This is a genomic window from Pseudomonas sp. B15(2017), assembly GCF_002113215.1.
GTDB lineage: Bacteria > Pseudomonadota > Gammaproteobacteria > Pseudomonadales > Pseudomonadaceae > Aquipseudomonas.
The window spans coordinates 15215-35925 of sequence record NZ_NEJZ01000018.1 but is presented as its reverse complement, the minus strand read 5'-3'; the positions used below and the strand labels follow the sequence as shown (position 1 = coordinate 35925).

General features: G+C 61.4%; 22 protein-coding genes. 11 read left to right on the top strand and 11 right to left on the bottom strand.

The features are described from left to right. Positions 1-175 precede the first annotated feature (175 nt). Entirely contained in the window at positions 176-2359 is a 2184-nt protein-coding gene (locus CAF73_RS23430) for a hypothetical protein (protein ID WP_085704119.1), read from the top strand. After that, on the top strand, positions 2325-3380 hold the full coding sequence (locus tag CAF73_RS23425; RefSeq protein WP_256574796.1) for an NAD(P)/FAD-dependent oxidoreductase: 1056 nt from the start codon (positions 2325-2327) through the stop codon (positions 3378-3380). The genes CAF73_RS23430 and CAF73_RS23425 overlap by 35 nt, the downstream gene beginning before the upstream one ends. Position 3381: 1 nt before the next feature. Here the strand turns inward: CAF73_RS23425 and CAF73_RS23420 are convergent, their stop codons facing one another. Both CAF73_RS23420 and CAF73_RS23415 read right to left on the bottom strand, forming a co-directional pair. Next, complete coding sequence (locus CAF73_RS23420) at positions 3382-4131, bottom strand: DUF2063 domain-containing protein (RefSeq protein ID WP_085704116.1); 750 nt, start codon at positions 4129-4131, stop codon at positions 3382-3384. Continuing rightward, positions 4124-4963 (bottom strand): DUF692 domain-containing protein, encoded by an 840-nt coding sequence (locus tag CAF73_RS23415; protein ID WP_085704113.1) that lies wholly within the window; start codon positions 4961-4963, stop codon positions 4124-4126. The genes CAF73_RS23420 and CAF73_RS23415 overlap by 8 nt, the downstream gene beginning before the upstream one ends. A 304-nt stretch (positions 4964-5267) precedes the next feature. Between CAF73_RS23415 and CAF73_RS23410 the strand changes: the two genes are divergently transcribed. Next, positions 5268-6314, top strand: a complete 1047-nt coding sequence (locus tag CAF73_RS23410) for a class I SAM-dependent methyltransferase (protein WP_085698666.1) — start codon at positions 5268-5270, stop codon at positions 6312-6314. An 81-nt stretch (positions 6315-6395) separates the two neighbouring features. After that, positions 6396-7244, top strand: coding sequence for an NAD-dependent protein deacetylase (locus CAF73_RS23405; protein ID WP_085704110.1), 849 nt, complete (start codon positions 6396-6398; stop codon positions 7242-7244). On the opposite strand, the gene CAF73_RS23400 is transcribed toward CAF73_RS23405, so the two are convergent. Then, positions 7228-8106: a LysR family transcriptional regulator gene (locus CAF73_RS23400; protein ID WP_085704107.1), complete on the bottom strand. Its 879-nt coding sequence runs from the start codon at positions 8104-8106 to the stop codon at positions 7228-7230. The genes CAF73_RS23405 and CAF73_RS23400 overlap by 17 nt on opposite strands. A 268-nt stretch (positions 8107-8374) precedes the next feature. Here CAF73_RS23400 and CAF73_RS23395 point away from each other — a divergent pair, with 268 nt between their 5' ends. The 3 genes from CAF73_RS23395 to CAF73_RS23385 are packed head-to-tail and all read left to right on the top strand — an operon-like array spanning position 8375 to position 10956. Continuing rightward, positions 8375-9073 carry a CoA transferase subunit A gene (locus CAF73_RS23395; protein ID WP_085704104.1) on the top strand — a complete coding sequence of 233 codons (699 nt, stop codon included), beginning with the start codon at positions 8375-8377 and terminating at the stop codon, positions 9071-9073. A gap of 24 nt (positions 9074-9097) precedes the next feature. Further along, positions 9098-9763: a CoA transferase subunit B gene (locus tag CAF73_RS23390; RefSeq protein WP_085704101.1), complete on the top strand. Its 666-nt coding sequence runs from the start codon at positions 9098-9100 to the stop codon at positions 9761-9763. Between the two features lie 11 nt (positions 9764-9774). Then, complete coding sequence (locus CAF73_RS23385; RefSeq protein WP_085698661.1) at positions 9775-10956, top strand: acetyl-CoA C-acetyltransferase; 1182 nt, start codon at positions 9775-9777, stop codon at positions 10954-10956. 114 nt (positions 10957-11070) lie between these two features. Here the strand turns inward: CAF73_RS23385 and CAF73_RS23380 are convergent, their stop codons facing one another. Together CAF73_RS23380 and CAF73_RS23375 are read right to left on the bottom strand one after the other, a co-directional pair. Continuing rightward, positions 11071-12339 carry an Nramp family divalent metal transporter gene (locus CAF73_RS23380; RefSeq protein WP_371918981.1) on the bottom strand — a complete coding sequence of 423 codons (1269 nt, stop codon included), beginning with the start codon at positions 12337-12339 and terminating at the stop codon, positions 11071-11073. Positions 12340-12466: 127 nt separating this feature from the next. Then, positions 12467-13006, bottom strand: coding sequence for a chalcone isomerase family protein (locus CAF73_RS23375; RefSeq protein ID WP_085704095.1), 540 nt, complete (start codon positions 13004-13006; stop codon positions 12467-12469). A gap of 147 nt (positions 13007-13153) precedes the next feature. Here CAF73_RS23375 and CAF73_RS23370 point away from each other — a divergent pair, with 147 nt between their 5' ends. Continuing rightward, on the top strand, positions 13154-13927 hold the full coding sequence (locus tag CAF73_RS23370) for a hypothetical protein (RefSeq protein WP_085698658.1): 774 nt from the start codon (positions 13154-13156) through the stop codon (positions 13925-13927). An 86-nt stretch (positions 13928-14013) separates the two neighbouring features. Continuing rightward, positions 14014-14580 (top strand): hypothetical protein, encoded by a 567-nt coding sequence (locus tag CAF73_RS23365; RefSeq protein WP_085698657.1) that lies wholly within the window; start codon positions 14014-14016, stop codon positions 14578-14580. Positions 14581-14583: 3 nt separating this feature from the next. On the opposite strand, the gene CAF73_RS23360 is transcribed toward CAF73_RS23365, so the two are convergent. The 4 genes from CAF73_RS23360 to CAF73_RS23345 form a co-directional block, all read right to left on the bottom strand. Then, entirely contained in the window at positions 14584-15300 is a 717-nt protein-coding gene (locus CAF73_RS23360; protein WP_085704092.1) for an alpha/beta hydrolase, read from the bottom strand. 66 nt (positions 15301-15366) lie between these two features. Further along, a complete protein-coding gene (locus CAF73_RS23355) occupies positions 15367-16479 on the bottom strand; it encodes a succinylglutamate desuccinylase/aspartoacylase family protein (protein WP_085704089.1) in 1113 nt (370 codons plus the stop codon). Positions 16480-16606: 127 nt separating this feature from the next. Further along, on the bottom strand, positions 16607-17386 hold the full coding sequence (locus CAF73_RS23350; protein ID WP_085686295.1) for an ABC transporter substrate-binding protein: 780 nt from the start codon (positions 17384-17386) through the stop codon (positions 16607-16609). Between the two features lie 254 nt (positions 17387-17640). After that, positions 17641-18075 carry a rhodanese-like domain-containing protein gene (locus CAF73_RS23345; protein WP_085698654.1) on the bottom strand — a complete coding sequence of 145 codons (435 nt, stop codon included), beginning with the start codon at positions 18073-18075 and terminating at the stop codon, positions 17641-17643. 100 nt (positions 18076-18175) lie between these two features. Between CAF73_RS23345 and ftrA the strand changes: the two genes are divergently transcribed. Beyond that, positions 18176-19165: a transcriptional regulator FtrA gene (gene ftrA, locus CAF73_RS23340; RefSeq protein WP_085704086.1), complete on the top strand. Its 990-nt coding sequence runs from the start codon at positions 18176-18178 to the stop codon at positions 19163-19165. On the opposite strand, the gene cobF is transcribed toward ftrA, so the two are convergent. Beyond that, positions 19134-19889, bottom strand: a complete 756-nt coding sequence (gene cobF, locus CAF73_RS23335) for a precorrin-6A synthase (deacetylating) (RefSeq protein WP_085698652.1) — start codon at positions 19887-19889, stop codon at positions 19134-19136. The genes ftrA and cobF overlap by 32 nt on opposite strands. Continuing rightward, the gene (locus CAF73_RS23330) at positions 19886-20443 is read right to left on the bottom strand and encodes a histidine phosphatase family protein (RefSeq protein WP_234206592.1); all 558 of its coding nucleotides are present in this window, start codon (positions 20441-20443) and stop codon (positions 19886-19888) included. The genes cobF and CAF73_RS23330 overlap by 4 nt, the downstream gene beginning before the upstream one ends. Here CAF73_RS23330 and CAF73_RS30580 point away from each other — a divergent pair. After that, positions 20328-20573, top strand: coding sequence for a hypothetical protein (locus CAF73_RS30580; protein ID WP_227235644.1), 246 nt, complete (start codon positions 20328-20330; stop codon positions 20571-20573). The genes CAF73_RS23330 and CAF73_RS30580 overlap by 116 nt on opposite strands. Positions 20574-20711: the final 138 nt, after the last annotated feature.

The window sequence follows — 20711 nt, the reverse complement described above, 5'->3', positions numbered from 1 at the left end:
CGGCGGCTACACCTCTCTCGGAAATTGGCGATTTTTTTGATCCGGTGCGTGGCTCTATCGTGGGTCACCGCCGCCGCGTTTAGCTCCGTTGGTCGCGACTGTCAGTTCTGTCAGTCGCAATCGTCAACTGATCGGTATGCGATGGCACCTCATACAACCGTATCGTGGAGCACGCATGAATCTGCTCGAATCCGTAACCCGAACCTGTCAGCGATTGGCTGCGGGTGGCTGGCGTTCGCTGATGCTGGCGCACGGCCTGGATATTCTGGCGTCTTCATTGAAGGCAGAACTGCTCAAGCCACTGACCATCAACCGGACTCTGGAAGGTTTCGAGGATTTCTGCCCTGACGGTTACCGTGCCATAGAGCCGGCCCGCCCCGCACATAGCCTGCTCTACCACGCGCTCGCTTCACCGCGGGTCACGGCTGACGAGACTGGACGGCAACTGCGGGTTTTCCCCACCCATGCTGAAATCGAAACGGTTCTGAACTACGTGTTCGGCATCCAGCCACCCACACTCAACGACCTGATGCAACAGGCTCAATATGCACCACTGTCGGTGGCGGTATTCGCCAGCGAATACCGCTGTGCCGACGACACGGTCCACGGCCAGCATGCCGATTTGTGTTTCTCCCGCACCGGGATAGCTCGCACAGGGACTGCAGCTGCCCGCTATGACGAACGCCTGCGATGCTTCCTGCCCTTCGTTGACGGTGATGCACACGGGATACGGGTGATGCCGGTGCATTACAGCGCCTATATCGCGGTGCAATTGAAGGGGGATGGCGAGCGTTTCGGGCCCATGGACTTTCAGGCGGGACTGGATGACGGGCTGGATTTCCAGGTGCCATTGCACAAGCTCTTCAATGGCGTGGAGTGTCTGTCTGGGCTGGATCTGAACCTGACGCTGGGTATCCATCACATCAACGAGAAGATCCGTCATGTGCACTTGCGCCACAGCGGCACTGGCTGGCAGGAACCAGAGATTTCCGAATATCCGTTCATCATCACCGAAGACCTGGCGGGTTGGGCAGCGCAGCCGGATCTGGGGCCGGGAGTTCTGTCTCCCGAGCCCAGGCCACATCTGGTCGAGCTGGCTCATTACAAGGGGCAACCACTGTCGTTCACGATGCCGGCGAACACCGGGGGGATGGTCCATGGCCGACATAAAGTGGGAGTCGATGGCCAGATCGAGGACCTGAATGATCGTGAAGATGTTGCCGAGCTGGTCAGGCAAGGTGGTTACCGTGCCCTGCACTATCAGGATGGCACCGCAGACGGTTATGTCCGGGCAATCTGTCCGCCCCTTACGGACGAACTGCCATCGAAGGCTGCCTACTCGGTCATCGGCGCCACGGATTACTTTCCGTTTTGTGTTCAGCGCCGGCTCCTGCACTGGGTGAAAGAAGAACCTGCCTTCTCCAGCCCCGATATCTGGCATGCGCGGCTGGAAGCCTTATCTAATGTGCGTAACTGCGCAAACCTTGGTTTGAAAGATCAGCCCTTCACGTCTGAGGATCGCGGGATCACCGCCATCGTGACGCTGCCGCACAAGTCGGCGCCGGGTCCAGCCTCCGGAACCTGGAGTCCCTCGCCCCCTCGCCCGTCTTCGTTACCGGACGCTGCCGCCGGAATTTTTGGTCCGGGCTGGGAGGTCGGTCAGGTCCGTCAGCAAGATATGGATGGAAACTGGATTCATATGCTGGCCGGTTATCAGATGGCGAGCCCCTTCTGTGAAGACAAGCGTATCTGTGCAGCACTCGGTTCCTACTGGCCAGGCGTTGCGCCGGACTCCGCCCGCACCTTCGAACCACGCTCCAGCCTGCACACCATCATCCCGTTGACCGATGCGGAAACCGGAATCGGCAACGTTGCCTGGGACAACCAGCCATCCCCGCAACTGATACAGGACCACGGCAGCACATTCGTCCGGTACCGCGCCTACGAATACAGCGATTACACACAAGTCGCCCTTGAAAACAGGTTCTCCCTGCAACAGACCGGCGCAATCACTCAGCAGCAATACCAGAACCGGATACTCTCGATGTACCGCGTATACAACGTACTCGGCGCAGGTACCGACAAGCTTCTGCGTCATGCGTGGCCGTTGCTGTCCTTCATCCACGTGCAGCGCCCCGATCCGGAACTTGATTCAGCGCAACAGCAGGTCGGCGTAACGTTGCGCGGGTGGGTCTTTCGCTTCCTGATGTACGAACGCGGCACCGTAAGCACGCCTGCCGAGGACTTCAGATGGAGGGATGTGCAGGTCAAGCGACAAGTGCGACTGTTTGTCAGCGCCGAAGCGATACTGGTCAAACACGAAGATGCTGCGTGGCGACTCGCCGATGAAGCCCTTTGACGTCGTGGTGATCGGCGCCGGTCCGGCAGGCTCTGCGGCGGCGATCAGCTGCGCCCAGCGTGGCCTGCGAACGGCATTGATCGAGCGTGATGAGTTCCCGCGATTTCGCCCCGGAGAAAGCCTGCATCCAGGTGTCGAACCTGTGTTGCAGCAGCTGGGCGTTGCCGGACAACTGTGTGCGCAGGATGCGTTGCGTTTCAGCGGGTACTGGGTGCAATGGCACGAACCGCTGCGCTTCAACGGTTTTGGTAGTGACGACAATGGTCCATGGCAGGGCTTTCAGATTCCCCGTGAAACGCTGGACACGACGTTATTGAAGCAGGCCGCAACGCTTGGAGTGAGGGTGCTTCAGCCGTGTCGCGCACTCGCAGTCCTCAGCGAAAAGCATCGCGTGACCGGCGTGCGAACCGATTCAGGCCCGTTGCACGCCGACTATGTGATCGATGCCAGCGGCGCATCCGCCTGGCTTCATCGACAACTGGGGTTGACCATCCGCCACTGTTCGCCACGTCTGATTGCGCGTTACGGTTATGTCCGGGGTTGTCCGTCCGTTTATCAGAACGCGCCGCACCTATCGGCGGATCCCAATGGATGGACGTGGATAGCAAAAGTGCAGGCCCATTTGACGCACTGGACGCATCTGACATTCGACGCGCCATACGTGCATTCCACGGCCGTTCCCCAACCGCTGCAACACTTGCCCATGCACGGCCCCCTCCACGGCGCCGATGTGACGTGGCGCATCAGTACGGCAGCAGCCGGTGGCGGCTACTTTACGGTCGGCGACGCGGCCAGTCAGCTCGACCCGGCCTCTTCCCATGGCGTACTCAAGGCCTTGATGACCGGAATGCAAGCCGCGCAGGCGGTGTACGACTGCGTCGGGCGGCCCTCCGTGCAATCGTCAGCTCAGAGGCAATACAGCCAATGGCTGGGCGACTGGTTCGAGAAGGACATGGCACAACTTCGTCACTTCTATCGCCTTCATCCCGATCCGCCGCGCTGGCTGCAACCTCGCGACTGACTCAGACAATGCCGATCACCCGGTCTTCATGCAGCTGCCGCAACAACGCCAGGCCGCTGTCCATGAACGACACCGTTCCCGGCAATCCCGCCTCCAGCGCCAACCCTTGCAGTTGCTCACGACCGCTCAGCAACGGGAACTCCTCGATCCGCTGCAACAACCGCCAGGCCAGCGGGCTCAACTCGGAAAATTTCACACGCCAGTCCGTCGTGCGCCGCACCAGCAAAAGCGTCGGTTGAGCCGGCGGCGTGGCCGGTTGATGATCCGGCCCGAGCATCTGCACCGGCCAGGTGTAAGCCAACGGCCAGGCCAGCGCCGACACTTGCAACGGCCGCTCCAGCAAATGCGCCGGATCACTCGCAGGCAAGGCTTCGGCGTCGGACTGCTGCAACACCATTTCCACCCATTCGTAATGCGCCAGTTCCACCAGAAACGCCGGCCACCCGCCCGCGTTCAACACGGCAGGTTCCGAGGCGAGATAGCTGACGAACTCCTCGGCGATCTCGCCGAATTTCGGTGTCTGCGCGCGGTAGTCCCGCAGGAAGCCACGAATCAATGTGCGCCAGCGCTCCTGGCCGATGATCCGGATCAGCACCGGAAACGTGCTGCCCAGCAGTTGCGAGACGTTGTTGAACACCAGGTCGCGATAGACATCGACCCGCGCCGCGTTCATGCCGGCCGGCGGCGCTTCGTGCTCGGGATCGCGCAGATAGCGGGTCAGGGCCTGTTGTTGCAGCAGAAGATTATCCACGCGGGGCTCCTTCGGTTTGCAGGCGGCGGATGGTTTGCAGTTCGGCCACCAGTTCAGAAAACGCCGGGAAATTGAAATCCCGCTCCAACAGCGTCGGCTGCGCGCCAAATCGGGCATAAGCGTCGGCCAGCAACGACCAGACCACCGGTTTGACCGAGGCGCCATGGGTGTCGATTTTCAGCGTGTCGGACTCATCAAAGTGCCCCGCCACGTGCATGCCGACGACCCGGCCCGGTTCAATGGCGGCCAGAAATGCCTGCGGGTCGGAACCATGGTTGATCGAGTTGACGTAGACGTTGTTGACGTCCAGCAGCAGGTCGCAATCGGCCTCACGCAGCACGGCGTTGGTGAAGGTCACTTCGTTCATGTCCTGCCGGGGGGCGGCGTAGTAGGAAACATTTTCCACCGCCAGTCGCCGGCCGAGAATGTCCTGGGCCTGGCGGATCCGCGCGGCGACGTGGTGCACCGCCTCTTCGGTGAACGGCAACGGCAGCAGGTCATAGAGATGACCGTCGTCGCTGCAATAGCTCAGGTGTTCGCTGTACAACGGCACTTTGTGATGATCGAGAAAGGCCCGCACTTCCCGGAGGAACCCGACGTCCAGCGGCGCCGAACCACCGAGCGACAACGACAGCCCGTGGCAGGACAACGGATATCGCTCGGCCAGCTCGCGCAATGCAGCGCCATGGGCTCCGCCGACGCCGATCCAGTTTTCCGGGGCGACCTCGAGAAAGTCAAAATCGCCGGTGCGCGCGGCTTGCAGGTCTTTCATCAGGCCGCGACGCAGGCCGAGCCCGACGCTGGCCTGCAAGGTGGGATGGGGAATCTGCATGGGCAAGTACTCTGTTTGGGAGCCGCCAGATCAGCGACTGACCATTGCAGTTAATGCGCCCACTGTGTCGCTGCTGTGTTCGACCGCCGGAACAATTGGCACCTTGTGTATCCAACAGCCACAGAGATACACAGCGATACATGACCACCACGGATTCCAACAGCGGCTAGACTCAATCAGTACCCAGTCGAGGGGGCCGCAGGACAGCAGTGTCGCCCTGCCCGTTTCCACGACCACCGCCCGGTGGTGAATGCCTCGACACCCACCGCCACCGGACTGTGATCCTGTCAAAGGAGCACATGAAATGGACGAGGCCAGACTCAACGAATTCATGGGCAAACTGGTCAACGACATGGGTGGCGCGGCGATGCTGGCCAATGTCATTGTCGGCGAAGAACTCGGCCTCTACCGGGCAATGGCCGACAGTCAGCCGATCAGTCCCGAGTCCCTCGCTGCAAAAACCACCTGCAATCCGCGACTGGTACGCGAATGGCTGAGCGCCCACGCGGCGTCCGGCTATATGGAACACCACGACGGCAAATTCCGTCTGCCGGAAGAACAGGCGCTGGCCCTGGCCAAGGAAGATTCGCCGGTGTACGTGGCCGGCGGGCTCGGCGTGGTGGCGTCGTTTTTCCATGACAAGGACAAACTGGTCAAAGCCATGCGTGGCAACGGCGCCCTGCCCTGGGGCGATCACCATCCGTGCATGTTCACCGGCACCGAGCGCTTCTTCCGGCCAGGCTACAAGGGGCATTTGATTGCCGAATGGTTGCCGTCGCTGAACGGCGTGGTGGCCAAACTTGAAGAAGGCGCCAAGGTCGCCGATGTGGGCTGTGGGCACGGAGCGTCCACGGTGATCATGGCTCAGGCGTATCCCAACTCGCGGTTCGTTGGCTTCGACTATCACGCGCCTTCGATCACCGTCGCCACCCAACGGGCCGAAGAAGGCGGGGTCAGCAGTCGCGCGCGGTTCTTCCAGGGTACGGCGAAAAGCTATCCCGGCGATGACTATGACCTGATCTGTTATTTCGACTGCCTGCACGACATGGGCGACCCGGTCGGTGCGGCGAAGCATGCCTACGATTGTTTGAAGGACGACGGCACGGTGCTGCTGGTCGAGCCGTTTGCCAACGACACCCTGGACGAAAACATCACGCCGGTCGGGCGTTTGTTCTATGCCGCCTCAACGTTTATCTGCACGCCAAACTCGCTGTCCCAGGAAGTGGGCCTCGGCCTCGGTGCGCAGGCGGGCGAGTCGCGCTTGCGCAAAGTGTTCACCGAAGCCGGCTTCAAACACTTCCGGCGGGCAACGCAGACGCCGTTCAACCTGATTCTGGAGGCGAGAAAGTAACCTCGGGCAGCGGACGCCTCTGAAAAGAGGCGTCCGTCGGTGCTAACCTGCAAGGCACTTACAGCCTGCGGAGCGCTGATCATGCTCGACCGTCCCTTCGTCGACCCACTCGATTATCTGCAACAGGTCATGGCCGACGGCGACTTCATTGTGCTGACCGGCGCCGGTATCAGCACGCCGTCGGGCATCCCGGACTACCGCGACACCGACGGTGTGCGCCGTGGCCGGCAGCCGATGATGTACCAGGAATTCCTCGCCGCCCCGCAATCGCGCCGGCGCTATTGGGCCCGGGCCATGCTCGGCTGGCCGCGCGTGCGCCAGGCACGGCCGAACGCTGCCCATGAAGCGCTGGCCAGCCTGCAAAGCCAGGGGCGGATTGGCGGATTGATCACCCAGAATGTCGACACCCTGCACGATCAGGCCGGCAGTCACGATGTCATCGAACTGCACGGCAGCCTGCACCGGGTGTTGTGTCTGGATTGCGGCCAGCGCAGCGAGCGGGACTCGATTCAGCAATTGATGGAAACGCAGAACCCTTACCTGGCGGGTGTCGATGCCGTGCAGGCACCGGATGGCGATACCTTGCTCGACCCGGCCTTCGAGGCGCGGTTCCAGGTGCCGCATTGTCCGCATTGCGCAGGCGAACGGATGAAGCCGGACGTGGTGTTTTTTGGTGAAAACGTGGCGCAACCGACGGCGGCGCGGGCCATGGCGCTGGCGGAAAATGCCGCCGGGATGCTCGTGGTCGGCTCGTCGCTGATGGCCTATTCGGCGTTTCGCCTGTGCCGGGTGATTGCGGATCGGGGCAAACCGCTGATTGCGATCAATCTGGGGAAGACCCGGGCGGATGAGTTGCTGGATTTGAAGATTGAGGGGTCGTGCGAACAGTTGCTGCCGCTATTGGCACAACGCCTCAATGCTCAGCCTTAAGGATGTCGAACAACGCCTGAGCCGCTGCCGACAATTCATTCCCCGAATCCGTCAGCACGCCAATCGCCCGCTCCACCACCGGCTCGTGCAAGGTCAGGCAATGCGCGCCCAGTTCGCGCATCTGCCCGGCACACAATGCCGGCACCGCACTGACGCCCAGTCCGCTCGCCACCATCCGCCCCACCGTCGCCAGTTGATGGCTTTCAAACTCCACCGGCAGTTTCATCCCTCGGGCCTGCAAGTGTTCTTCCAGCATCACCCGCACCGTGGACGGTCGTTGCAGGGTGATGAACGGTTCCTGCAGCAACGTCTGCCAGTCAATGTCACTGCGACCCGCCAGCGGCGAATCCTGCGGCACCACCGCGACGAAACGATCCCGGTAAAGCGGCGTGAAGCTCAGCGAAGTGTTCTGCATCGGCTCGAAGGCCACGCCAAGTTCGACCTGACGATCACGAACCATTTCCAGCACTTGCTCATTGATCACGTCGTTGACCGTAACGTTGACGTTCGGATAACGCGCGCGGAAGGTCTTGAGGATCGGCGGCAGCAGGTTGCCGGCAAACGACGGCATCGCCGCCAGCGTCACTCGCCCGCGTTGCAGGCTGAAGCGCTGGCGCATTTCGTCTTCGGCGTTGTCCCAGTCGGCAATCAGGCGCCGGGCCAGCGGCAGCAGCGATTCGCCCTCCGGGGTCAGCGCCACATTGCGCGTGTTGCGGCTGAACAGACGCCCGCCCAGCCCCTCTTCCAGCGCCTTGATGGTCAGGCTCAACGCCGATTGCGACAGGTGCAGGCGCTCGCAAGCCACGGCGAAACTCAGGCTCTGGGCCACGGCGAGAAAGGCGCGGATCTGCTTGATGGTCATGAACGATTCACTCAAGGGACTAAGCTGAACACCTCATTGATCGTTCCCACGCTCTGCGTGGTAACGCAGCCCGTGACGCTCCGCGTCACTGGGATGCGGAGCGTCCCCGGAGGCATTCCCACGCAGAGCGTGGGAACGATCAACGAGGCCAATATTGAGCTTTATCAATCAATCAACCTTAAAAATCAACTTAACAAATATATCCTCCAGCGCGACACTCCAACCATTCGGCTAGCCAGCCGCCCGACAAACAATAAAAGAGGTGCATATGGCAGGTTTCGACAAGCGCGTGTATTCCTACGAGGAAGCCATGGCAGGTCTTGAAGACGGCATGACCGTGATCGCCGGCGGCTTCGGCCTGTGCGGCATTCCGGAAAACCTGATCGCCGAGATCAAGCGCAAGGGCACCCGTGACCTCACCGTCGTTTCCAACAACTGCGGCGTCGATGGCTTCGGCCTCGGCGTGCTGCTGACCGACCGTCAGATCCGCAAGGTGGTCGCTTCCTACGTCGGCGAAAACAAACTGTTCGAAGAGCAACTGCTCAAGGGCGACATCGAAGTCGTCCTGACCCCGCAAGGCACCCTGGCCGAAAAAATGCGCGCAGGCGGCGCCGGCATCCCGGCCTTCTTCACCGCCACCGGCGTCGGCACCCCGGTCGCCGAAGGCAAGGAAGTGCGTGAATTCCACGGTCGCAAGTACCTGATGGAAGAGTCCATCACCGGCGACTTCGCCATCGTCAAAGGCTGGAAAGCCGACCACTTCGGCAACATCATCTACCGCCACACCGCCCAGAACTTCAACCCGCTGGCCGCCACCGCCGGCAAGATCACCGTGGTCGAAGTCGAAGAAATCGTCGAACCCGGCGAACTGGATCCGGCACACATCCACACGCCCGGCATCTACGTCGACCGGGTCATTTGCGGCACGTTCGAAAAACGCATCGAACAACGCACCATCCGCAAATAATCCAGGCTGACGGAGAACAAGAACATGGCACTTACCCGCGAACAAATGGCTCAACGCGTCGCCCGCGAAATGCAGGACGGCTTCTATGTGAACCTCGGCATCGGCATTCCGACCCTGGTCGCCAACTACATCCCCGAAGGCATGGAAGTCATGCTGCAATCGGAAAACGGTCTGCTCGGCATGGGCCCTTTCCCGACTGAAGAAACCATCGACGCCGACATGATCAACGCCGGCAAACAAACGGTGACCGCGCGTATCGGCGCATCGATCTTCAACTCCGCCGAATCCTTCGCGATGATCCGCGGCGGCCACGTCGACCTGACCGTACTCGGCGCGTTCGAAGTGGATGTACAAGGCAACATCGCCTCGTGGATGATCCCCGGCAAACTGGTCAAGGGCATGGGCGGTGCGATGGACCTGGTGGCCGGCGCCGACAACATCATCGTGATCATGACCCACGCGTCCAAGGACGGTGAGTCCAAGTTGCTGAGCCAGTGCAGCCTGCCGCTGACCGGCGCCGGTTGCATCAAGCGTGTACTGACCGACCTCGCGTATCTGGAAATCGAAAATGGCGCTTTTGTCCTCAAGGAACGCGCACCTGGCGTCAGCGTCGAGGAAATCGTCGCCAAAACCGCTGGTAAGCTTGTCGTCCCGGATCACGTACCGGAAATGCAGTTCGCTGCCGAGTGAGGAATTCGAAAATGCAAGACGTCGTCATTGTTGCCGCCACGCGTACCGCGATCGGCAGCTTCCAGGGTTCGCTGGCCACCGTCTCCGCCGTGGATCTGGGCGCAGCGGTCATCCGCCAGTTGCTTGAGCAGACCGGTCTGGACGGTGCTCAGGTCGATGAAGTCATCATGGGCCAGGTGCTGACCGCCGGCGCCGGCCAGAACCCGGCGCGCCAGTCGGCGATCAAGGCCGGCCTGCCCCACGCCGTTCCGGCCATGACCCTGAACAAGGTCTGCGGCTCGGGCCTCAAGGCCCTGCACCTCGGTGCACAGGCGATCCGTTGCGGCGACGCGGACGTGATCATTGCCGGCGGCCAGGAAAACATGAGCCTGGCCAACTATGTGATGCCGGGCGCGCGCACCGGTCTGCGCATGGGTCACGCGCAAATCGTCGACACCATGATCAGCGATGGTCTGTGGGATGCGTTCAACGATTACCACATGGGCATCACTGCCGAGAACCTGGTCGAGAAATACGGGATCAGCCGCGAGCAGCAGGACGCCTTTGCTGCCGCATCGCAACAGAAAGCCGCTGCTGCCATCGAGGCCGGTCGCTTCGTCGATGAAATCACCCCGATTCTGATCCCGCAGCGCAAAGGCGATCCGGTGGCGTTCAAGGTTGACGAACAGCCACGCGGCGACACCACCGCCGAATCCCTGGCCAAACTGCGTCCAGCGTTCAAGAAGGACGGCAGCGTCACCGCCGGCAACGCTTCATCGCTGAACGACGGCGCGGCTGCGGTCATTCTGATGAGCGCCGAAAAAGCCAAGGCCCTGGGCCTGCCGGTGCTGGCGAAAATCGCCGCCTACGCCAATGCGGGCGTCGACCCGGCGATCATGGGCATCGGCCCGGTTTCCGCCACTCGCCGCTGCCTGGACAAGGCTGGCTGGAGCATCGGCCAGCTCGACCTGATCGAAGCCAACGAAGCCTTCGCCGCGCAATCGCTGGCGGTGGCCAAGGATCTGCAATGGGATCTGGACAAGGTCAACGTCAACGGCGGCGCCATCGCCCTCGGTCACCCGATCGGTGCATCGGGCTGCCGTGTGCTGGTGACTCTGCTGCACGAAATGATCAAGCGTGATGCGAAAAAAGGTCTGGCGACCCTGTGCATCGGTGGTGGTCAAGGCGTGGCCCTGGCGCTGGAACGCGCGTAAGCGCAAAACAGGTTCAACAGCGGTCGGCGGATCCACGACATCCACTGCCCGTTGGCAACAAACCCGGTACGGCTCACGTCGCACCGGGTATTTTTTCGCCTGCGGTTCAGCGAATCAGACGGCCATTTGCAGAATCAGCCACGCATTGGCTCCGCTGATCACCGCAAACAATCCCCACGCCAGAACCTTGGTAGGCAACCGGTTCACAAACGGCCCCATCAGCTGTTTGTCATTGGTCATGCGAATCAGCGGATACAGCGCAAACGGCAATTGCAGGCTCAACACCACCTGGCTCAGCACCAGCAACTTGCCCACCGCGCCGTCCCCCATCAGCCATACGCCGATGAACGCCGGAATCAGCGCCAGTCCGCGGGTGATCAGGCGTCGCTGCCAGCAGGGAATGCGCAGGTTCAGATAGCCTTCCATGATCACTTGTCCGGCGATGGTGCCGGTGAAGGTCGAACTCTGCCCCGAAGCCAGCAACGCCACACCGAACAGCACGCTGGCCAGCGCGCCGCCCACCAGCGGGTCGAGCAAGTGATAGGCGTCCTGAATATCGACTACATCGGTGTGCCCGGACTGATGGAAGGCTGCCGCCGCGAGAATCAGGATCGCCGCGTTGACCAGCAACGCCAGCGCCAGCGAACCGATGGTGTCGATGCGCGCCAGTTTTACCGCGTCCTGCTTGCTGGCCAGATCCTTGCCGATCAGTCGCGTCTGCACGATCGAAGTGTGCAGGTACAGGTTGTGCGGCATGACGGTGGCGCCGAGGATGCCGATGGCCAGATACAACGGCGCCGCATCGCTGATCGCCGACAGTGACGGTTTGAAGCCTAGGGCGACGTCTGGCCAGTACGGTTTGATCAGCAGCAATTCAACGAAGAAACACGCGCCGATGGTGCCCACGAGCACCAGCATGATCGCTTCCAGTCGGCGGAAGCCACGGTTTTGCAGGGCCAGCACCAGCAACGTATCGAACGCTGTCAGCGCGATACCGAATGTCAGCGAACAACCCAGCAGCAAGTGAAACGCCAGCGCGCAGCCGAGTACTTCTGCCAGGTCTGTCGCGATGATCGAGATTTCCGCCAGCACCCATTGCAGCCGCGCAGTCGGAGTGCTGTAACGCTCGCGGGACAGCTGCGCCAAGTCACGCCCTGTGGCAATACCCAGCCGCGAACACAGACATTGCACGACCATGCCCGACAGGCTCGCCAGCAACACCACGAACAACAGGCTATAACCGAAGCGCGAACCGGCCTCGATCGCGGTGGCCCAGTTGCCCGGGTCCATGTAGCCGATCGACACCAGCAGACCGGGACCGGCAAAACGCAACACGCGCTTGAAGAACGAGGCATTGGGGTCGACCGGGACACTGCCGGCCACCTCCGGCGGGCAGAACGGCGCCGTGGCGATTTTGGGCAAGCTGAATTTCACGCACACATCCAGAAACAAGTCGAAAGACGCAGCTTAGACGTTTCAGTCGGCGTGCCCAAGAGCAGATCTGCTGCGCTCAGGGTTTCGCGTTGCCAAGCAATTGCTGGCGCAACTGGGGACTGCGCGTGCGCGGGTCGAGCCAGATGTCGAAAAACGCCCGGGCAAACTGCGGATCATCGATTTCATGCTGCAACTGTTGACCGACAAAAAACCGCGCGCCCTGCCCCGGCAGATACACCCCGGTGATCCGCGTGCCGGCCTGGACGTCGACGAACGATTGCTGCATCTGGGCCTGCCAGACCGCCAATTGCGCCGGGCTGATGGAAGCACCGGCCAGGCGTTTGATCTCATCGACACTGGCCTTGACCAGATCATCGCGAGACACGTTGCGCCGGTAGATCAATTCCAGGGCGAAGGGCTGACCGTCGGCCAGTGGACGCGCGGCACTCCACAGCCGAGCGTTATAAATGTCGAAACCGAACACACTGAAATCCCCGGTGCCGATGATCTGCGCACCGGGCACCGCATCCTGCCAACTGGCCCAGGTCGGCGTCAGCAACAGCGCCCACAAGCCGACTCCGCAACATCCACTCAACACCTTCGGTGTTCTGCTCATCGCGGTAATGACTCCGGTTAACCCTGATAGTCAGAGCATAGTCGGCGATCTCGCCCGGCACTTTGTATACATTTATTGCATGCATTTGCAGCAATCCACCAACGACAGTGCTAACGTGGCCCTCATTGACCCGATGGAGCGACCTGCGTGCTGATCCTCAAACTGCTGCTGATTCCCGGTTTCCTGCTGCTGATTTCCCTCGCCGGCAAGCGTTGGGGCCCCAGTGTCGCCGGGTGGCTGTCGGGATTGCCGGTGGTGGTCGGGCCGATTCTGTTTTTCCTCGCCATCGAGCAAGGCCCGGCGTTCGCCGCGCAATCGGCGATTGCGGCGCTGTCGGCCATGTTTGCGATGATCGCGTTTTGTGTCACTTACGCGCAGGTTGCTCAGCGCGCCAACTGGCCGTTGGCATTGGTTGTTTCTTTATCGGTCTGGGCCGTGTTGGCGCTGATCCTGTCGCTGATTCCGGCGTCGCTGCCCTTCTCCATCGCTGCCGCTGCGACCGCCCTTCTTGCTGCGCCGTACCTGTTTCCCAAGGTGCAACCGGTGGTCGGCGGTCCGGCGCCGAAGTCGGACAAACTGGTCTGGCGGATGATCGCCGGGGCGGCGCTGACGCTGGTGGTGACGATGCTGGCCAGCACCGTCGGCGAGCGCTGGAGCGGTCTGCTCGCGGTGTTCCCGGTGTTGGGCAGCGTGATGGCGGTGTTTTCCCAGCAGACCCGTGGCCCGGCATTTACCGCCGCATTGTTGCGAGCGACGGCGACGGGAATGTATTCGTTTTCGGCGTTTTGTCTGGTGTTGGCGCTGACGGTTCCAAGCCTGGGTTTCGGCGGTTTCGTGGTGGCGGTGGCCGTTTCGGTGGCGATGCTGGGCGTCACCCGGCAACTGTTGGCCAGACCGGCGCCGGCACCGTCACCGAACTGACCCCGACCGGACAAACCGCGCTGGAGTGCCGGGCACGCTCCATGGGATGATCGCCGCCCAAGCGCGACCATCCCTCGGAGATTCGAATGTCATTGCTTAGCAAGAAAGCCGTCGTCCTGTTGCTGGCGGCGGTGGCCGGTTTCGGCGCCATCAATGCTCAGGCAGCCAAGGCCAAAGAGAAGGCTGTCACCGAGAAAGTCTCGATGCTCGACGGCAAGTTCAGTTTTGTTCTGCCCAAAGGCTTCGTCGGCGACCCGCTGCCAGCCGGGCCGACCGGTGCCAAGGGCACCATGTACAGCAACGACGCCACCAAGACTGTGGTCATCGTCGCCGAAAACCAGATTCCCGAAGGCAAAAACGTCAAGGACAACGACAGCGCGTTCCTCGACGGCACGGTGTCCGATTTCATCGATGCCCAGCACAAGGCGATGCCCGACTTCAACAAACTCAGCGAAAAGAGCCTGACCCGCAAAGGCAATGGCCTGGGCTTGCGTCAGGTCGACAGCACCGCCACCCAGGGCGGCGGCCAGACTCTCAACACCACATTGCTGGCCGGCTCCGGCACGCGCATGGCGCTGGTCCAGGTAATTTCCCGGGTCAGCGACAAGAGCGGTCACGAGGCGCTGGTGAAAACCATCCTCAAGGAAAAGTGATGCTCAGGGATTGAGTTGCTGCAGCCAGTCGTTCAGATCCCGCAGTTCGGCCGCACTGATACTGTGGCCAACGCCGGGGTAGGCATGAAGTTGCGGTTTGTAATCCAGTTTCTCCAGCAGCGCTTTGGCCGCTGTGGCGCCACTGTAAGGCACGCGGTCATCCGCCGTGCCATGGCCGATGAAGATCGCCAGCGGCGGATGCTGTTGCTCTGACTTCAGCTCACCCTTGAGCACCGGCAACACTCGCCCGCTCAACGCGGCGATGCCGGCCACCACCGCCGGCTGCCGCAGCCCGACCTCGTAGGTCATCATCGCGCCCTGGCTGAAGCCGATCAGGTACACCTTGTCCGGTAGCGCGTGATATTTCTGCGCCGCAGCGGCGATAAAGGCCCGCAGTTTCTGGCTGCTGGCCTTCAGATCATCGGTCTCGCCGTTGTAGGCGCCTTCGCCTTTCTTGCGAAACCACTGGAAACGCCCGTCTCCCAATGCCATCGGTGCCTGCACCGACAGGTAGTTGTACTGCTTGGGCAACTGGAATTTCATGCCGATCAAGTCCGCTTCGTTGCTGCCATAGCCGTGCAGGAAAATCACCAGCGGACGCTGTTCGGCATCCGGGTGCACCTGGGCCAGGTAGTTGAGCGGCAGATCGTTTTGCAGCGAGGTCTGAGCCTGAACGGCAGTGGACGCCAGCAGCGTCAACAGCGCAAACACCTTCAACATAAGCCTTCCTTCACACAGTGCAGGGTTCGGGGCAGAGCCTAACACTGTGATCCGGATGACGGGGTATCAGTCGTTGATCAGCTTGCCCGCCCGGATCGGCTCGCGCCCCGCTACTTTCGCCTGCCAGATACCCGGCTGGGTGTAGCGACCGCGATCGATGGCGAACAACACGCCGCTGGTGCCGGCGCGCACGGTGGTCACGCGGTCGTTCAACGGGTCGACCACTTCGAACAGCGCATCGCCGCGCTCGACCCATTCACCGGCATCGCGCAGGAAACTCACCACGCCGTGGTGCGGGGCGAACAGGTATTCGGTGCCTTCGAACGGCATGCCTTCGCAGCAGGCTTGCGGCGCCTTCGGCCATTCGCCGCTGATGAAGCCCTGCTCGGCCAAAAAGCCCAGGATCGCCTCGCAATTGGCCTGAGCCTGATCGACGCGGGTGTCGCCCATGCTGCCCAGTTCCAGGGTGGTGGCGAGGTTGGCCGGTGGAATCGCAGCGTTCGGGAAGGCCCGGGCCAGGCGCAACCACGGCGAGGAGCAGGACTCGTCGAACGAACTGCCGCCAGAATCTTCACACAACAGTGCCACGCCAGCCTTCAGGCGTGCGGCGAGGGATTGCCACTGCGGCCAGTGTTGCGGCAGTGCGTAAAGATGAATCGCGGCGTCGAAATCGCAATGCAGATCGAGGGTGATGTCAGCCTCACAGGCGTGGCGCAGCAACAGACGGTGCAGCGCCTCCAGTTGCGAGGCTGGCGCTGGCAGTTCGTCGAGGATCTGGCCCATGGTCTGGCGGATCAACGCAATGTTGGTCTGGGCATCACTGCCCAACTGCTCGCCGATACGCTCAGCCACCGGCGCGCTGAGTTCGACGAAGGAGCGGTTGAAGTTCTTGCCGCTGCCCAGCTCGAAGCGCCCCATGTGGCTGCCTTGCAGATGCTGATCGAGACCGATCGGGTTGGCCACCGGCACCAGTTCGACCACGCCTTGCAACTGGCCGTTGCTTTCCAGTTCGGCCAGGCGCTTTTTCAGCTCCCATGCGGTGCGCATGCCCGGCAGTTCATCGGCGTGCAGGCTGGCCTGGATGTAGACCTTGCGCGGGCCGGCGCCGTAACGGAACACGCTCAGGGAACGTTCGCTGCCCAGGTGGCTCCAGGGCAGAAGATGGTCGATGCGTTGCATGGGGAACTCCGGAAATTCTGTGGTCGCTGCCAACGCAGTGACCGCATTGAAAATGTGCTGACAGGATAAATCACGGGCGAAAAAAAAGTGGCCACCGCGTCAACGGGGCCACTTTTTCTACGGCGTATTAATGGCCGTACACGTCAAAGTCGAAGTACTTGTCCTGCACTTGCTTGTACTTGCCGTTGGCGCGGATTTCATTGATGGCCGTGTTGAATTTCTCTGCCAGCTCGGTATCGCCTTTACGCACTGCGATACCGGCGCCACCGCCGAAGTACTTGGCGTCTTCGTAGGTCGGGCCGACGAATTCAAAGCCTTTGCCTGCATCGGTTTTCAGGAAGCCGTCGCTCAGGTTGACCGAGTCGGCCAGCATCGCGTCGATACGACCGGAGACCATGTCCAGGTTGGCTTCCTGCTGCGAGCCGTAACGCACCAGCTCGATGCCGGCCGGCACCAGCACTTCGGTGGCGTAACGGTCGTGGGTACTGGCGCGCAGCACGCCGACTTTCTTGCCTTTGAGTTCGACCAGCGGGTCTTTCACGCCAGAGCCTTCCTTCATCACGAAGCGCGCCGGGGTGTGGTAGTACTTGATGGTGAAATCGACGTTTTTCTTGCGGTCGTCAGTGATGGTCATCGAGGACAGGATCGCGTCGATCTTCTTCACTTTCAGCGCCGGGATCAGGCCGTCGAACTCTTGCTCGACCCAGGTGCATTTGACTTTCATCTGCTCACACAGCGCATCGCCGATGTCCACGTCGAAACCGGCCAGTTTGCCGTCAGGGGTTTTCATCGAGAATGGCGGGTAACCGGCTTCGATACCGATACGGATCGGTTTGGCGTCTTCGGCCACGGCGGTCAGGGACAACATCGACAGTGCCAGGGCACCGAACATAACCAGCTTTTTCATTTATTACTCCCGTGTGCGGAGGCTTTTATTGGCAGCTTTCGATTGTCAGGTTCGGCCTTGGGCTGTGTCGCGCAAAGAAACCGAAGTGGCCGGCAGTCTATGGCGGCGCGCACGGGGCAAATTGTTTTTAAGCGACAAATACTTACAGAAAATCGGCGACTGCCGTCACATGGGAAAAGCGTGCGCCAGAGCGGTGCAAGCCTTGTAGGACAAAGCCGACAAAAGCTGCCGCCAAAGCGGCAACTTTCCGATTATCAGCAATCGCAAGCGATCGGGGCGGTGGCGGCGCGTGGTGTCGCAACACTCAACTGGAAGCCTTCATCCAGCCATCCGGTCACCCCGCCGATCATCTCCTTGACCGGATAACCCAACGCCGCCAACTTCACCGCGGCCTTATTGGCGCCATTGCAATGGGGACCGGCGCAATAGACCACGAAAAGCGTGTTTTTCGAGTAGGCCACCAGCCCCTCCGCCGTCAGCAAACGCCCGGGAATATTGATTGCCCCCGGCACATGCCCACGCTCGAAGGCCAGCGGCCCGCGCACGTCTACCAGGACAAAATCGACCTCGCCAGCCTGCTGGCTGCTGAAGACGTCGGAACAGTCGGTTTCGAAAGTCAGACGGTTGCTGAAATGCATCAGGGCAACGGCCGAAGGCGCTGCAGGAATTTCGCGAACCAGGCTGGGCATGTTGAATCACTCCTTTGTCTGTGGGGATGAACAGACTTTATCGAGCCGTCGCTTGCCGCTACAGTGGCGCACAAGACACTCACCGGGAATTTTCCGCCAAATGCCTGATTCACCTGGATTGGTCGCGATTCTGGCCTACGACGGCCTCTGCACATTCGAGTTCGGTATCGCCGTGGAGATCTTCGGCCTGGCCAGGCCGGAGTTCGATTTCCCGTGGTACGAGCACTGCATTGCGGCGGTCGATCAAGGCCCGATGCGCGCCATGGGCGGTATTCAGGTGCTGACCGATGGCGGTTTTGAGCTGTTGGCAGAGGCGCGCACCATCATCATTCCCGGCTGGCGCGACCGCAGTGCGCCAGTGCCGGAGGCCTTGCTCGAAGCATTGCGTGATGCTCATTCACGCGGCGCCCGGTTGCTGTCGATCTGCTCGGGCGTGTTTGTTCTGGCCGCCAGCGGCCTGCTCGACGGTCATGGCGCCACCACTCACTGGCGCTACACCACAGAACTGGCCGAGCGCTTTCCGGCCATTGATGTCGACCCGGATGTGCTTTACGTCGATTCCGGGCAGTTGATTACTTCGGCCGGCAGTGCAGCCGGGATCGACGCCTGCCTGCATCTGGTGGCGCGGGACTTCGGCACCCAGATCGCCAACGCGGTGGCACGACGGCTGGTGATGTCGCCGCAGCGCACCGGCGGCCAGGCGCAATTCATTCCCACCCCAGTCAGCCCGACGCCGCGCAGCGACCTGTCGCGCGTGATGCAGTGGGCCCGCGAGCGCCTGCATGAACCGCTGGAGGTGCGCGATCTGGCCAGCGAAGCGGCGATGAGCGAACGCACCTTCCTGCGCAAATTCACGGAGGCCAGCGGCCAGTCACCCAAGGCCTGGTTGCAACACGAGCGTCTGGCCCGGGCCCGTGAGTTGCTGGAAAGCACGCCGCAGAACACCGAGCAGATCGCCCTGCGCTGTGGTTATCGCTCGGTGGAAAGCTTTCGTGTGGCGTTTCGCAGCGTGGTCGGGGTGCCACCGTCGGTGTATCGCGAGCGCTTCGGTCGGGAGGTCAAGGCTTGCGCAACAGATAGGTGTCCATGATCCAGCCATGCTCGGCCCGGGCAGCCTTGCGCACCCGTTCGATTTCATCGGCAACAGCGCCGAGCTTGCCATTGATAAGGATTTCATCCGGCGTGCCGAGGTAGGCGCCCCAGTAAATCTCTGTCTCCCGATCCGCCACGTGGTGGTAGGAATCTTCGGCATCGAGCATCACCACCAGACTGTCCGTGTCACTCACCTTCCCCGCTGCCAGGCGCCGGCCGGTAGTGATTTCAATCGAACGACCGATGGTGTTCAACGGCACCTTGTGCTGTGCCGCCAAGGCCTGAACGCTGGTAATGCCGGGAATGACTTCGAATTCAAACGCACATCGCCCCGAGGCCAGAATCGCCTGCAGGATGCGAATCGTGCTGTCGTACAGCGCCGGATCGCCCCACACCAGAAAACCGCCGCACTGCCCGTCAGACAATTCGTCATTGATCAGGTGTTCGAAGGTTTGCTGCTTGGCACGGTTCAGCTCATCGACACTGGCGTTGTAGTCCACATCGCCGCGCTCGCGCTCCGGGCTGTGGGCTTCGGCGAAACGGTACGTACGATCGGTGATATAGCGCTCGCAGATTTCCCGCCGCAGGTCGATCAACTTGTCCTTGCTCTGGCCCTTGTCCATCAGGAAAAACACGTCCACCCGGTTCAGCGCCTTCACCGCCTGCATCGTGATGTAGTCCGGGTTGCCGGCACCGATGCCGATCACCAGCAATCGCTTCATTGCTCTGCTCCTTCCAGGTTCATGCCGGACAAGCGTAGTCGCCAGCGCCCGGCAAACCGCAGCTCGACCGCCGCCAGCGGTTCGACATCGAGGCTGTGAAACGCCTCGCCCTGCACGACCTGCATCAATGCAGCGCGAATCACGAACGGATGAGTGACCGCCACCACGTGCCCCGGCGTGGCTTGCAGTGCAACCAGCCACGCGGCCACCCTTTCACGCAGCTGCGCCACCGACTCACCGCCATGGGGTGCGGCGTGCGGGTCTTCGAGCCACGCTTGCAATGCCTCGGGTTCGTTTCGTTGCAAGTCCTTGAGCGATTGACCTTGCCACCGGCCCCAGTCGCAATCACGCAGGGCCTCATCGACGTGCGCTTCATGGCCAAACCACGCTGCCGTCTGACGGCTGCGCAGCTCCGGGCCACAAATCAGACGAGATGCCATGGCGAAACGCGAAGCCAGCGAACAGGACGCCAACTCCGTTTCTTCAACAGGTTCGTTCGTAGGAAAACACGCCAATTTTTGTGCGACGGTTCTGGCATGGCAGATCAATGTCAAACGGGTGGTCTGCACGGGGAGTCACTCGGCTGGAAGACAGGACAACCATCAACGCAATCGCGGATGGAGCGGCAATTGTGCCGTAAAACAGGAGGCTCCAAGCAAGTCGACCGGATGGCCTGAAGTGTGAAAGTGCAATTGTCTGACACCACTATGGGCAATGGACTACAAGACTGATCGACAGCGGTGTAACCCTTGCGTTACGGGCATCCCGCCCCATTTTGGGGCTCGGTCTAAACACCAAAAAATTCGCTAGACATGTAGCGCC

Coding starts and splice junctions, on each gene's coding strand:
- CAF73_RS30580 (WP_227235644.1), top strand. CDS start 20,328: ATGGCGAAACGCGAAGCCAGCGAACAGGACGCCAACTCCGTTTCTTCA.
- CAF73_RS23415 (WP_085704113.1), bottom strand. CDS start 4,963: ATGCAGATTCCCCATCCCACCTTGCAGGCCAGCGTCGGGCTCGGCCTG.
- ftrA (WP_085704086.1), top strand. CDS start 18,176: ATGCCTGATTCACCTGGATTGGTCGCGATTCTGGCCTACGACGGCCTC.
- cobF (WP_085698652.1), bottom strand. CDS start 19,889: ATGAAGCGATTGCTGGTGATCGGCATCGGTGCCGGCAACCCGGACTAC.
- CAF73_RS23425 (WP_256574796.1), top strand. CDS start 2,325: ATGCTGCGTGGCGACTCGCCGATGAAGCCCTTTGACGTCGTGGTGATC.
- CAF73_RS23400 (WP_085704107.1), bottom strand. CDS start 8,106: ATGACCATCAAGCAGATCCGCGCCTTTCTCGCCGTGGCCCAGAGCCTG.
- CAF73_RS23390 (WP_085704101.1), top strand. CDS start 9,098: ATGGCACTTACCCGCGAACAAATGGCTCAACGCGTCGCCCGCGAAATG.
- CAF73_RS23350 (WP_085686295.1), bottom strand. CDS start 17,386: ATGAAAAAGCTGGTTATGTTCGGTGCCCTGGCACTGTCGATGTTGTCC.
- CAF73_RS23360 (WP_085704092.1), bottom strand. CDS start 15,300: ATGTTGAAGGTGTTTGCGCTGTTGACGCTGCTGGCGTCCACTGCCGTT.
- CAF73_RS23375 (WP_085704095.1), bottom strand. CDS start 13,006: ATGAGCAGAACACCGAAGGTGTTGAGTGGATGTTGCGGAGTCGGCTTG.
- CAF73_RS23405 (WP_085704110.1), top strand. CDS start 6,396: ATGCTCGACCGTCCCTTCGTCGACCCACTCGATTATCTGCAACAGGTC.
- CAF73_RS23355 (WP_085704089.1), bottom strand. CDS start 16,479: ATGCAACGCATCGACCATCTTCTGCCCTGGAGCCACCTGGGCAGCGAA.
- CAF73_RS23385 (WP_085698661.1), top strand. CDS start 9,775: ATGCAAGACGTCGTCATTGTTGCCGCCACGCGTACCGCGATCGGCAGC.
- CAF73_RS23365 (WP_085698657.1), top strand. CDS start 14,014: ATGTCATTGCTTAGCAAGAAAGCCGTCGTCCTGTTGCTGGCGGCGGTG.
- CAF73_RS23410 (WP_085698666.1), top strand. CDS start 5,268: ATGGACGAGGCCAGACTCAACGAATTCATGGGCAAACTGGTCAACGAC.
- CAF73_RS23430 (WP_085704119.1), top strand. CDS start 176: ATGAATCTGCTCGAATCCGTAACCCGAACCTGTCAGCGATTGGCTGCG.
- CAF73_RS23345 (WP_085698654.1), bottom strand. CDS start 18,075: ATGCCCAGCCTGGTTCGCGAAATTCCTGCAGCGCCTTCGGCCGTTGCC.
- CAF73_RS23395 (WP_085704104.1), top strand. CDS start 8,375: ATGGCAGGTTTCGACAAGCGCGTGTATTCCTACGAGGAAGCCATGGCA.